This window comes from Streptomyces sp. NPDC058665 (assembly GCF_042714995.1).
Classification (GTDB): domain Bacteria; phylum Actinomycetota; class Actinomycetes; order Streptomycetales; family Streptomycetaceae; genus Streptomyces.
The window spans coordinates 45,063-57,680 of sequence record NZ_JBHXRX010000013.1; the positions used below are offsets into that span (position 1 = coordinate 45,063).

10 protein-coding genes and 2 pseudogenes are annotated in these 12,618 nt (G+C 69.1%); 5 read left to right on the forward strand and 7 right to left on the reverse strand.

Annotated elements, in window-relative coordinates:
• Positions 1-95 precede the first annotated feature (95 nt).
• A pseudogene (locus tag ACFWV8_RS10870) lies at positions 96-839 on the reverse strand (ABC transporter ATP-binding protein); the annotation flags it as partial.
• The gene (locus tag ACFWV8_RS10875) at positions 836-1,360 is read right to left on the reverse strand and encodes a PadR family transcriptional regulator (RefSeq protein WP_384199704.1); all 525 of its coding nucleotides are present in this window, start codon (positions 1,358-1,360) and stop codon (positions 836-838) included. The gene ACFWV8_RS10875 and the pseudogene ACFWV8_RS10870, both read right to left, overlap by 4 nt.
• A gap of 145 nt (positions 1,361-1,505) precedes the next feature.
• Here ACFWV8_RS10875 and ACFWV8_RS10880 point away from each other — a divergent pair, with 145 nt between their 5' ends.
• Together ACFWV8_RS10880 and ACFWV8_RS10885 are read left to right on the forward strand one after the other, a co-directional pair.
• The gene (locus ACFWV8_RS10880; RefSeq protein ID WP_384199706.1) at positions 1,506-4,082 is read left to right on the forward strand and encodes a polysaccharide lyase family 8 super-sandwich domain-containing protein; all 2,577 of its coding nucleotides are present in this window, start codon (positions 1,506-1,508) and stop codon (positions 4,080-4,082) included.
• 493 nt (positions 4,083-4,575) lie between these two features.
• On the forward strand, positions 4,576-6,300 hold the full coding sequence (locus tag ACFWV8_RS10885) for a lysyl oxidase family protein (RefSeq protein ID WP_384199708.1): 1,725 nt from the start codon (positions 4,576-4,578) through the stop codon (positions 6,298-6,300).
• Positions 6,301-6,375: 75 nt separating this feature from the next.
• Here ACFWV8_RS10885 and ACFWV8_RS10890 read toward each other — a convergent pair whose 3' ends face one another.
• Positions 6,376-7,308, reverse strand: coding sequence for a zinc-binding dehydrogenase (locus ACFWV8_RS10890; protein WP_384199710.1), 933 nt, complete (start codon positions 7,306-7,308; stop codon positions 6,376-6,378).
• Between the two features lie 113 nt (positions 7,309-7,421).
• Here ACFWV8_RS10890 and ACFWV8_RS10895 point away from each other — a divergent pair, with 113 nt between their 5' ends.
• Positions 7,422-8,090, forward strand: a complete 669-nt coding sequence (locus ACFWV8_RS10895) for a TetR/AcrR family transcriptional regulator (protein WP_384199712.1) — start codon at positions 7,422-7,424, stop codon at positions 8,088-8,090.
• A gap of 311 nt (positions 8,091-8,401) precedes the next feature.
• Here ACFWV8_RS10895 and ACFWV8_RS10900 read toward each other — a convergent pair whose 3' ends face one another.
• The gene (locus ACFWV8_RS10900) at positions 8,402-9,238 is read right to left on the reverse strand and encodes a tetratricopeptide repeat protein (protein ID WP_384199714.1); all 837 of its coding nucleotides are present in this window, start codon (positions 9,236-9,238) and stop codon (positions 8,402-8,404) included.
• A gap of 19 nt (positions 9,239-9,257) precedes the next feature.
• On the opposite strand from ACFWV8_RS10900, the pseudogene ACFWV8_RS10905 reads away from it, so the two are divergent.
• Positions 9,258-10,119, forward strand: a pseudogene (locus ACFWV8_RS10905) (IS5 family transposase); the annotation flags it as partial.
• A gap of 15 nt (positions 10,120-10,134) precedes the next feature.
• On the opposite strand, the gene ACFWV8_RS10910 reads toward ACFWV8_RS10905, so the two are convergent.
• The 3 genes from ACFWV8_RS10910 to ACFWV8_RS10920 form a co-directional block, all read right to left on the reverse strand.
• The gene (locus ACFWV8_RS10910) at positions 10,135-10,521 is read right to left on the reverse strand and encodes a roadblock/LC7 domain-containing protein (RefSeq protein ID WP_384199716.1); all 387 of its coding nucleotides are present in this window, start codon (positions 10,519-10,521) and stop codon (positions 10,135-10,137) included.
• 259 nt (positions 10,522-10,780) lie between these two features.
• Positions 10,781-11,593 carry a DUF4388 domain-containing protein gene (locus ACFWV8_RS10915; RefSeq protein WP_384199718.1) on the reverse strand — a complete coding sequence of 271 codons (813 nt, stop codon included), beginning with the start codon at positions 11,591-11,593 and terminating at the stop codon, positions 10,781-10,783.
• Positions 11,590-11,943 carry a hypothetical protein gene (locus ACFWV8_RS10920; protein WP_384199720.1) on the reverse strand — a complete coding sequence of 118 codons (354 nt, stop codon included), beginning with the start codon at positions 11,941-11,943 and terminating at the stop codon, positions 11,590-11,592. Before ACFWV8_RS10920 ends, ACFWV8_RS10915 begins: the two co-directional genes overlap by 4 nt.
• A gap of 150 nt (positions 11,944-12,093) precedes the next feature.
• On the opposite strand from ACFWV8_RS10920, the gene ACFWV8_RS10925 reads away from it, so the two are divergent.
• Positions 12,094-12,459, forward strand: coding sequence for a hypothetical protein (locus tag ACFWV8_RS10925; RefSeq protein WP_384199722.1), 366 nt, complete (start codon positions 12,094-12,096; stop codon positions 12,457-12,459).
• Positions 12,460-12,618: the final 159 nt, after the last annotated feature.

Here is a 12,618-nt window from a genome sequence, read left to right on the forward strand (position 1 = left end):
CTGCCGTTCCGGCCGCCCGCGCCGCCCGCGCCGCCCGCGCCGCTGCCGCCGCTGTGGCCGCTGTGGCCGCTGTAGCCGGCGCCGCTGACGTAGGCGTCCATGTCGCGCGTCCGGCCGTCCCGTACGACGACCTCGCGGTCGGAGTACGCGGCGACCCGCACCTCGTGCGTCACCAGGACGACGGCCGTTCCCGCCGACCGCGCCGCGTCGGTCAGCAGCTCCATCACGCGCTCGCCGTTGAGCGAGTCGAGCGCGCCGGTCGGCTCGTCGGCGAAGAGCAGGCGGGGCGAGGTGACCAGCGAGCGGGCCACGGCGATGCGCTGCCCCTGACCGCCGGAGACCTCACCGGGCCGCTGGGCTTTCACGTCGGTGACCTCCAGGCGCTCCATCCACTCCAGAGCGATCCGCTCCGCCTCCTTACGGCGGGTGCCGCTGAGACGCAGCGGCAGCGCCACGTTCTCCAGGCAGGTCAGCTCGGGCACGAGCTGGCCGAACTGGAAGACGAAGCCGAAGTCCGTGCGGCGCAGCGCGCTGCGCGCCCTGTCGGACAGTCCGGTGAGGTCGCGGCCCTGGTAGCTGATGGTCCCTGAGTCGGCGGGCACGATGCCGGCGAGGCAGTGCAGCAGCGTGGACTTCCCGGATCCCGAGGGGCCCATGACGGCGACGATCTCGCCGGGGTGGATCGAGAAGGAGGCCCCGTCGAGAGCGGGGGTGGCGCCGTACGACTTACGCAGGTCGTACGCGGCGAGCAGCGAGCCCTCGGGCGCCGCGGGGGTGGTGGAGGGAGCCACGGGAGTGGTGGAGGAGGGCGTGGGGGGTGTGGGGGGCGTGGCACTCATCGGCGTACTTCCTCGGCGAGCTTGTCCAGGCGGGCGGCGGTCAGTTCCAGCCAGCGCAGGTCGGCTTCCAGATGGAACAGCGCGTGGTCGCAGATCAGCTGGTCCGAGAGGTCGCCCTGCCGCTTGCGCTCGGTCAGCACGCGCATCAGCCGCAGATGCTCGGCCCGCTGTGTGTCGAGCAGTTCGGCCGCGCCGCGCCCGGTAAGCAGCGAGATGACGACCTTCGTATAGAGGGTGGACTGGAGATACGGCTCGGGCTTCTCCGGCTGCGCGAGCCAGCGCTCGACATCGGTGATGCCGGCTTCGGTGATCGCGTACCGCTTGCGCTCGGGGCCTCCGCCGGCCTCTATGCCGTCGACCTCGACCAGCCCGTTCTTCAGCAGCCGGGACATGGTCGAGTAGACCTGCCCGTAGTGCAGGGGGCGGTCGTGGCCGAAGGATTCGTCGAAGGCGCGTTTGAGGTTGTAGCCGTGCTGGGGGCCGGATTCGAGGAGCCCGAGGAGCGTGTGTCCGATTGACATGGCGGACACTCTACACACGACGTATACATGACGTGTATAGCGAGGTCGTCACGGACTCCCGCCCCGTTCATTGACAGGCGTAATCCCGGTTGTTTGGATGCAGCAAGCGCTTTCTGGCCGAGTTTGCCGAGTTTGGAGCACTCCCATGCAGCTCTCGCGCCGCACCCTGTTGACGATGTTGCCCGCGTCCGCCCTGCTCGCCATGGCCGCGCCATTGCGCGCTCAGGCAGTTGGCCGGGTCGGCTCGGCCGACTCGGCGGACCCGGCCGCCAACCATGCCGCGATCCTCGCCAACGCCCTCGCGATCTTCGCCGGAACCGCCGAGTCCAACGCCCGCCCCGAGGTCGCCGCCAAGCTCGCGGCCATCGCGTCGACGGCCCGCACCCGCCTCACCGCGCTCGACGGCGCGGGCGCCGGGGAACTCTTCAAGGGCCTCCCCCTCGGCACGAGCGACGCGAACCTCAACACCTCGTACCAGTACCTGTACGAGATCGCCCTCGCCACCCGCACCCCCGGCCCCGCCGCCTCCAACCTGCGCGACGACGTGAGCGTCCAGCGGCGCGTCATCGACGGCCTGACGCTGCTTCACGACACGTACTACGGGGACCAGTCGAAGGGCTACTACGGCAACTGGTTCAACTGGGAGATCGGCATCTCCGCGAGCGTCAGCAAGACCCTCGTCCTGCTGAAGGACGAACTCGCCGCGTACCGGCCTGAGTTGGCCGCCACGTATCTCGCCTCGATGGATGCCTATCTGCGCAACGGCAAGGACGGCGACGTCGACCTCGACTCGCGCTTCCACACCGGTGCGAACCTCGCCGACATCACCACCAACCGGATCCTCCAGGGCGCCGTCACCGGCGACGACGCGCGCGTCACCAAGGCCGTCGCCGACCAGCTGACCGTGTACGCCACAGTCGATCCGTACCGGCCCCAACACGGCGTCACCGACGGCTTCTACGCCGACGGTTCCTTCATCCAGCACGACTCGGTCGCGTACACCGGCTCGTACGGCAAGGTCCTGCTCACCCGCGCCGTGGGGACCGTCAAGATCCTCGAAGGCACCGACTACATCGACACCGCCGATCTGGTGGCCGTCGTGCGGGGGTGGGTGGCCGACGGTTTCGCGCCGCTCGTCTTCGAGGGCTGGATGATGGAGGTCGTCAAGGGCCGCGGGGTGTCGCGGACGGCGACGGGCTACACGGACGTCGCGGTCGTCGTCGAGGCCGTGGTCGATCTCTCGGGACACGCGACGGGCACCGACGCCGGCGCGCTCGCGGGGTATGTGAAGTTCGTACGGCAGACGTCGAAGGCCGCGCTCGACCCGGCCGTCTTCGTCTCACCGGTCAGCGTCGCGCGCTACGCCGACATCCTCGCCGACACGTCCGTGCCGGCGCGGGACCTCGGGGACGCGGAGAGCCACACCGCGTTCAACGCGATGGACAAGACCGTGCACCGGCGGCCCGGTTACGCTTTCGCGCTCGCCCGCAGCTCGGCCCGGATCAGCAAGTACGAGTACATGAGCGGCGAGAACCTGATGCCGTGGTTCCAGGGCGACGGCGCGCACTATCTGTATCTCGCGGGCCAGGACCAGACGCTCGCCTTCGGCGTCGACTACTACACGACGGTGTCGCCGTACCAACTGGCGGGCGTCACCGCGCCGGTGGAGACGCGCGGGACGATCCCCGGGCTGTACGGCACGGCCTGGTACGACAACCCGGAGCGCGGCTTCACCTCGTCCTCCGAGTCGCAGAACACGTACGTCTACTTCCCGCGCGGCACCAACACCCTGTCCGGCGGGGCCCGTCTGGGCACGTACGGCGCGGTGGGACTCGTGCTCGGCGACGACGTCGCGTACGCGGCGAAGCAGGCAGGCGAGCTGCCCGACGACTTCGTCACCTACCGGAACGCGGTCGCCACCAAGTCGTGGTTCATGTTCGACGAGGAGATCGTCGTCCTGGCGGCCGGGGTCGGCGACCCGGCGGGACGCGCGGTGACGACCACGCTGGACAGCAGGATCGCCGCCGCGCCGGACACCGTCACGGTCAACGGGCGGCTCCGGAACGGCGCGGCGTGGTCGGGGAGCGGTACGGCTCCGGGCCCGGTGTCCTGGCTGCGGTACGCGGACGCCGGGCAGGGGGTCTCGGTCGGGTACGTCTTCCTGGACGCGGACCGTGGCAGTCTGCCGACCGTCGCGCTGGACACGGTCACCAGGAGTCGGCGCGTCGTGCGTACGTCGAACCCCGACACCCCGGTCACCAAGCGGGTGTTCTCACTCCGTGTCGACCAACCGGCGGGCGCCCGGCGGCTGTCGATGGCCCACGCGCTCGTACCGAACGCCACGGAGGGGCAGTTGACCGCGTACGGGCGCGGGCCGCTGTCCGTGGTGGCCAACAGCACACGCGTACAGGCCGTCGAACACCGCGGCCTGTCCCTCCTCGCCGCCAACACCTTCACGCCGGGCATCCACCACGCGGGCCGGCTCGCGATCGAGGGCGCCGCGTCGGTGCTGCTGCGGACGGAGCACGACGACACGGTCTCACTCGCGGTCGCGGACCCGACGATGGAACGGAGCACGGTCTCGGTGACCCTGCACGGCCGTTGGCTGCGTGCCGTGTCGTCCGACGACGGGGTCCGCGTCCGCAAGGTGCTCGGCGGCACCCGCATCGACGTCAACACCCACCAGGTACACGGCCACAGCCTGACGGCACGGCTGCGCTAGGCCGTGTCTGACAAATAGCGGCTGGCGCGCGACGCCCTGCGGGCGGACGGCGCTATTTGTCAGACACGGCCTAGCGCCCCGAACGACGCCGGAACCGAGCGGAGACCGAGCCGGGACCGACATCAACGTCCATCTCACCAATCTTCGCGCCGAGTTGGGCTACGAGACGGTGTACCGGCTCGACCACCGGTGGGCCACCTCACCCGAGCGCGGGCTGGACCGAGCGCGGCCTGGACCGGGCCCGGCCGGAACGCACGCCAGACGAAAACGGCACAAAGATGGCCGGATACGGCATCCAGAAGCGGCTTTCGGCCAACGATCCATGTCTCCGCGGTTCACAGACAACCCACAGCCCCTCCCCCGGCCTCTCAGATACGGGGAAGACAGTTCCGCGATTCCGAGTCCGTACGTCGCGCCGACTGTCCGTCCACCGTCCACGCAGACATCCGGAAAGCACTCGGAAAGCACTCGGAAACTCGGAGAACGAGGAACGATGACCAGAACGCACCAAGCCCGGCTCCGGCGTTCGGCGTTGGCCGCCGGTGCGGCGCTAGCCGTCACCGCCGGCGTCGTGGCCGCGGCACCCGACGGCGACTCGGCGCAGACCACGCCGAAGCTCAGCCTGATCGCCGCGACCAACTCGCTGACGCTCAACTCGTGGAAGGAGGACCCGGGCGTCTACCTCGACCTCGGGACCTACCTCACGTCCGAGGGCGGACCGTTCGAACTCAAGGTGACCCGCAAGTCGTACAAGGACCCGGTCGTCGCCGAGCAGATCATCCACAACGGCACCGAGACCACCACCAAGGCCCTTCCCGCGGACCTGGTGAAGGACTTCTCGGGTCTGCCGGACTTCGCCCAGATCAGCATCACCGACACGAACCGCAAGGTCGTGGTCAACCGCTCCGAGAAGTACTGCCCGAACAACGCGGCGGGCCGGATCGACCCCGACGGACCCGCGAAGTCGAAGTACCCGGAGAGCTGCCCGGAGAACGCGTTCACCCTCGGTTCGGTGTGGGGCGTCGAGAAGGGCTGGGCGTCCAACACGTACGCCGGCTACTCCTCCGAGCCGGTGAAGCTCGCCGCCGGCAAGTACACCGCCAAGGTGACGGTGAACAAGCGCTACCGCGACCTCTTCGGTATCTCCAGCAAGCCGCAGCTGATCAACCTGACGGTGCGCGAGCGCAGTTGGGAGGACGAGGACGGAGCCGGGCTGCGCGCCAACAAGGCGATGTCCGGCCACAGCGGCCACGACATGGCGGCCATGAAGGGTATGGCCGGGCACGGTTCGATGCGCCCCGACGCCCCCGCGGCCCCGACGAGCGGCGCCGGCCCCTCGTACAACGTGGGCCACGGTCCGCTCATCCCGGCCCCGCCCGCCCTGCCGTGGGCGCTGAAGAAGGCCTCGCTCAAGGCAGCGGTGGCACCCGTCGGTGACGGCCCCGGCCGCACGGACGGCTCCCGCCAGGCGCCCGCCGCCAGCCCCAACGCCAAGCGTCCGACCGGCAAGGCGGCGGTCCCGGACGTGCCGAAGCCCGACCTGCGTTCGCTGCCGGCCTACGGCATCGAGATCAGCGACGGCGGCCAGGAGGTCAAGGGCAAGGACTACCTCGCCTTCAGCGCCAACGTCTGGAACGCGGGCCCCGCTCAGCTCGTCGTGGACGGCTTCCGCAGCCCCGGCAAGGAACTGATGGACGCCTACCAGTACTTCTACGACGCGGACGGTACGCAGGTCGGCTACACCCCGACCGGCACCATGGAGTGGGACCCGCGGCCGGGCCACGAGCACTGGCACTTCACCGACTTCGCCAGCTACCGGCTCCTGAAGGCGGACCAGAAGGAGCAGGTGCGCAGCGGCAAGGAGGCGTTCTGCCTGGCCAACACCGACGCGGTCGACTACACAGTGAAGAACGCCAACTGGCACCCGGGCAACACCGATCTGTCCACCGCGTGCGGCCAGGAGAACTCGATCTCCGTCCGCGAGGTGCTGGACGTCGGCTCCGGCGACACGTACACCCAGGACCTGCCGGGCCAGTCCTTCGACATCACCAACCTGCCGAACGGCACCTACTACATCCAGGTGCTGGCCAACCCCGAGAACCGTCTCAAGGAGACGAACCTCGACAACAACAGCGCGCTGCGCAAGGTCGTCCTGGGCGGCAAGCCGGGCGCGCGCACGGTGAAGGTCCCGGCCCACGACCTGGTCGACGCCAACTGACCCCCGCCGCACCCTGATCGACCTGCCGGCCCCCGGGACCTGTCCCGGGGGCCGGTGCCGTATCCCCGTCCCCCCTCAGAGCAGTTCGAGGACGGCTTTCCCGTGGAGCCGGCGTTCGAGAAGGGCCCCGACCGCGTCCGGCGCCTTGTCCCAGCCGCCGCGCCAGGAGACGTTCGCGTCCAGCTCGCCGGCGGCGACCTTGGCCGCGAGCACACCGAGGTCGGGCCCGAGGTCCTGGCAGTCCAGCAGAAAGAAGGTGACGAGCGAGCGGTCGTGCCGTCCCTCGTTGCCGAAGAGCGCGCCGTACGGGAAGTTCTCACCCTGGTCGACCGCGACATGACCGACCGAGACCAGGGTCCCGCCGGGCCTCAACCGCTCGAAGGCATGCACGAGTTGGTCGCCGCCGACCAGATCGACCACACCGTCGACGGGCGCGCCCAGCCCGGCCGGCCCGGCGACCACCTCGTGCGCGCCGAGCGCCCGAAGGCTCTCCCCGTGGGCATCGGGGTCGCCGGTGGAGGCGATGACATGGGCGCCGCCGAGCCGGGCGAGCTGTACGGCGTACCGCCCGGTGCCGCCCGTCGCGGCGGTGACCAGGATCCGCTTGCCGAGGATCGGCCCGATCCGCGCCAGTGCGCGCAGGGCGCTGCCGCCCGCCACGGGGACGGTGCTGACGGCCCCGAGGTCGGCGCCGGCCGGGACCGTACCGATCAAGTCGGTGTCAACCGCGCGCAGTTCGGCCCAGGCGCCGTCGGGGCCGAGGGTGACCACCGGCGTACCGACGGGCGGACCCGAGCCGTCGGCGGCGGCGCGTTCGACGACTCCGGCGGCGTCCCAGCCGAGCACGGCCCCGTCGGCGGCTTCCCGCAGGACGAATCGGACCTCACCGTGATTGAGCGAGGTCGCGGCCACCCTGACCAGGGCCTGGTGCGGCGCGGGTACGGGGTCGGGGGCCTCGCCGAGGCGGAGGCCGACGGGCGTGGAGCGGTCGACAAGCAGAGCACGCATGGGAGTAACGCCTTTCCTGTTTCCTGGAGGCTCACCGCCAATGTGCCACTGAGTGGCACACGCGCACAAGCGGCATTAGCTCCTCAGTGCACGCTCTCGGGTACGGTGGCCTCATGAGCACCGCACCCGGGCCCCCTGACGTATCCCCGCCCCTGCCGCTGCGCGAGCGCAAGAAGCGGCGCACCCGTCAGCTCCTGGTGGACACCTCCCTGGCACTCTTCACGGAGCGCGGCTTCGGCAAGGTGACACTCGACGAGCTCTGCGACTCCGTAGAGGTCTCCAAGCGCACGTTCTTCCGCTACTTCACCAGCAAGGAAGACGTGGCGATGGCTCCGACGCAGGACCTGTGGCTCACGTTCCTCGACGTCCTCGAAACGACCGACCTCGGCCCCGCCGACCGCCCGCTGCTGCTCCTGATCCAGGACACCCTGCTCACGGCACTGGACCGGACGACCTCGGACGACTGGGCCCACCGCGTACTGCTCAGCCTCAACCTGACCGAACTGACCCCCTCGATGGACGCGCACGGCCTGCACTTCTGCGACCGCACCACGCGCAGGGCGATGGAAACCCTGCACCGCCGCCTCGACATCGCCGACCCGGCCGACCTGCGCCCCCGACTGGCGGTCGACATGGTGGTGGCGGCGTTCCACTGCGCCCTGACGACCTGGTCCGCCACCCCCACGGACCCGCTGTCCACCCACACCCGCGAGGCATTCACGGCCCTGGCAACGGCGGCGACTTTCCCCGCGAGACCCCGCCGCCCGGCGCGGGAGGCGTGACCTCACCGGCCTCGGACAGCACGGCGCCGGGCCACGTTTCCATGACCCGGCACCGCTTCGGAACTCACTCAGATACTGCCGGACCCGACCGAGTTCGACGTCACCTGGAATATTAGGCACGGCATGCAAACAAATGCAATGCCGAAGCGCAATTTACGGAGGCGACGGACCGTTCCCGGGGTGTCTTCGCGCGGGCCCCGGTTACCGATTTATGACACAGTAGATTTCCCTTATATCTCAGTTCTTGGGGAAGGCAAAGGGCGGCGGGATTCACGGAGAGAGCTGACCGCCGCGCGCTTGCGATGAGGAGTCTAGCCCCCTCGATGCCCCTCCTGAACCAGCCGATAGCGCCCGCGATTATCCGAAGCTTCAGCGAATCCCAAAAGCGCTTGCTCAAATAAATCGAGAGCTTCATGATCCCGACCGAGGTGAAGTTGGGTAATTCCCAGTAAATTATGACTACGCGCGATCTGCAAAGTGTCCCCCGATTGCTTACGCAAATAAAGCGCGCGTTCCTGAAGGGTCTGAGCGAGTACGAACTGCCCGGTGTGCCACAGCGGAATCCAAAGGTGATGAATGGACTCACTTTCCAGTTCGGAGTCACTGAGAGACCGTGCCAGACCGAGTGCCTCGCTCGCCGCCGCGTGACCCCCGTCGTAGTCGCCACTGTGGGAACACACCCCGCTCAGGTCGAGCAGGGCCCGCGCCCGCGCCGCGTCATCACCTGCGGCGCGCCAGTACGCGACCGCCCGGCGCAGGATCGGTTCGGCCGTGCCCAGATAACCCTCCATATCCAGGAATCCGGCCAGCACATGGGCAGCCAGAGCTAGTTGACGTTCCGAACCATGCTGTCGAGTCCAGTCGAGTGCGCTGAGCAAGTTGGCGCTTTCGATCACCAGCCATTGCTCGGCAGCCTGTGCGTCGCCCATCTCCGGCTGTGACATCCGAGGGAGGTGATCCGCATCGAGATCGATCCGCGAACGGAATGGATAGGCGAGCCGATCGGCCCGGTCCGCCGTGCGCAGGTAATGCGCCACCAGCCGCCGCATTACCTGCCAGGAGCCACCGCCCGTGTACCCGAAACCCTCCGGGCTGTCCACCGGTTCCGGCGAGGAAGCGGAATGTTGATCGATGCTTTCATCGGACAACGAACGGGCGTACGCGCGTCGCTGGAGCGAGCACCGGAAGGTCATCAACGGCGTTCTGTTCCGGGTGCGGACAGGGGTTCCGTGGCGGACCTGCCGGAGCGTTTCGGGCCTTGGGAGACGGTCTGCAAACGGCATCGCCGCTGGTCGGCCGACGGTACCGGGGACCTGCTGCTGACACGGGTTCAGACAGCCGAGGATGCCCAGGGCCTGATCGACTGGGACGTTTCGGTGGACTCCACCACGACGCGGGCCCATCAGTACGCGGCCGGCGCGCGGAACGCCGCCCCGCCTCTGGTCGCTCCTCAAAAGGGGCCCCGCCGAAGGGCGAATCGGACCGATCCTCCGCTTCGGAGTCTGTCGGTCCGCCTGGCGGAGGTGGTCAGACAGGCGAGTGCTCAGGACGCTCGCGTGGCGGTTTCACCACGAGATCTATCTGTCGGCCGACGGCCGATGCCGTCCCCTCTCCCTTCTCCCTGCTTCTCACGCCCGGACAGGACGGCGACAGCCCTCAGTTCGAGGCAGTGATGGAGAAGATCTCCATCCCCCGCATCGGGCCGGGGCGGCCTCGCACCCGGCCCGACAGTGTCAGCGCGGACAAGGCATACAGCTCCCGCCGCAACCGCCGCTACCTGAGAAGACGCAATATCCGGCACACCATTCCCGAGCCGAAGGACCAGCGGGCCAACCGCCGCAGGCGCGGCTCGGCCGGTGGCCGGCCGACCGGCTTCGACAAGGAGCGGTACAAGAAACGCAACGTCGTCGAGCGGGCGATCAACCGCCTGAAGAACTTCCGGGCCTTGGCCACCTGCTACGACAAACGCGCTTACGTCTACCTCGACACCGTCACCGTCGCCGCCCTGACGATCTGGCTCCGCACCTGATCCAGGAAACAGAACCTAGACCACGTCCGCGGCCAGCAGTTTCTCCAACTGTTCGATCGTCGTGGGGATGACGCGCTGGAGGCCGACGAGGTCCAGCCCCTCGTCGCCGATCAAGGTAAGCAAAGCGCGGTCGCCGATCGCGAGAACCACGATGTGGCCACCGGCGCATCGGGTGACCACATCCCGCAGTGAGCCGGTGTTGGCCTGCTCGGCCAGCCGGCGGCCCACGCCCAGGACCGCAGCCGCCAGGGCGGCGACGGACTCGGGATGGACCACGTCGGCGTCCGCCGCGACCAGGAGACCGTCGCCCGTCGAGATGACGGTCTCGCTCACCCCCGCGACCGTGTCGCGCAGGGCGGTCAGAACCTCTACGAGGGGGTCGGATGTGCGGGTGTCGTCCATGGCTGTTCCTTGCCGGTCGTGGTGTGCGCGGAAACGTGCCCGCCTGGGCAGGACAGTGCGTCGAGGCCGGCCCGGACCCGGCGCAGCAGGTCCAGATCGGGAGGGTCCTTCTTGAGATCGCCCAGGGGCGGAAGCGCCGGAGTCCCTCCACCGTCGCGCCGGGGAAGCGGTGGTGGGAGAGTCCGGGGCGGCTTGCGGGCCTTGAGAGCACTGGCCATGGCGAGGTGGCGCCGCCGGGCGGTCCTGCGTCGTCGCGAACTCACGCGGTGCCCGGGAGAGGCGGCCGGCGGTTTCCCGGGGCACGCCGGGGAAGCGGTGACGCGGGGGCGACGGGCGGGGGCTTCCGCGGGCCCACCGCGCGGGCCGCGGTACTGGGGCGGCCCACGGGGGCGGGGGAATCGCGGCGGATGAGTCCGAGTGCCTGCATCCGGCTCAAGTCCAGCATCACCGCGTACAGTCCACGCCCCACGGCGAAGGCGATGTCACGCGGGTTGCGGCGCTCGTTCACCGCGCTCAGCAGCGCCACGTAGCGGGGCTGTATACGGGAGACCGCGGCGCCCGCCTGACGGATCCGGGTCCGGGCGAACTCCGACGGCGGCCCCCACAGGCCGGTCAGCAGGGCCGTACGCCGGGTGGTCTCCGCGGTGAGGCGTTGCGGCCGTACGGCGAAGCCCGCGACGACGGACGGACCGGACTCGGTCAGTTCCCAGTCTCCGGGCGGGTTGAGCGCCAGGGCGAAGGCACCGTCGAAGACCGTCGCGGCGCAGACCACTTCGAACTCCTCCGGTCCGATGAGTCCGCGGGCCGCGAGTTCCGCCTTCAGGTCATTCCCGGACGCGGAGGCCGTGGCGACAGCGGACGCCCAGACGGTGTCGGTGATCCGGCCGGTCTTGAGCAGAATGGATTCTGCGCTGGGAGCGGCCGGAGTCTCGACCGAGACCACCAGACCGTTGCGCAGATGGATGGACCCGCCCGGCGAACCGGTGAGGTGCACGGCGCCGGTGTACTGGTCCTGGTGCAGCGAGTTCAACAGCGCCGGAACATTGTGCGGACGGCCGGACCGTGGGCTCACGTCATCGCCCCCGTCGCGTAGACGCCCAACTCGTGCAGGGTCAGCGCCAGGTTGGCCTGCTCCCGCTCCAGCGTGGCGGCCAGGAACACCGGATCCCCCTGCCTCGGCAGACTACGCAGAATGTGGTGATGATGTGAACTGGTCACAACGATGCTCTCCAGATCCCCCTGGGCGCCGGCGGCATGGAGTCCGTCACCGACGAGCGCGGCGAAGTCGCTGCATTCGATGCCGTCGACGCCCCCCAGGCCCGCCTGACCGTAGACCAGACCCGTCACCGCGTCGACGAGCGCGACCGTGTTGATGCCCGGCGCCGAGAGCAACTGGGACAGGGAAGCTTCGAGCGATGACACCCGTACCCCTTCACTGATGCTTCACAAGATTACAAAAACCACAGTAGTTTAAGTTCAAAGTGTCAGAACAGAGCGTCTAGTTGTATTTTTCTGATCCGTCACCGATCAACGGTCAAAAAGCCACTAAACAGTCAAAGACAGGGCAAGGGTATGAACCTCGAAACAGCGCTCAAGGAAGCCATGACCGTGGACGGTGCCATCGGCGTTGCCGTGGTCGACTACGAGAGCGGCATGTCGCTCGGCACCCTCGGCGGCGGTCAGGGCCTGGACCTGGACGTCGCCGCCGCCGGCAACACCGAGGTCGTGCGGGCGAAGAACCGCACACTCGCGACGCTCCAGATGAACGACACGGTCGAGGACATCCTGATCACGCTCGGCCAGCAGTACCACCTGATCCGCCCCATGGCGAGCAGCAGCGGCAGCCTCTTCCTGTACCTCGCGCTCGACCGCGGCCGTGGAAACCTCGCGCTGGCCCGCCACGCACTCAAGCGCATCGAGGCCGAACTGGAGGTCTGACGGCGGCCGGGCGTACGGCCGACCGCTCGTGCCCCCCTGACGGTCCCTGACAGGACGGGGTGCACGACCGAGATCCGTACGCCCGAACGCTGTCGAACCCCGGGCGGCGCGACCGCCGCCGTGCCAGAACCTCGTCGCCCGCCCGCGCACGGCCTCGGA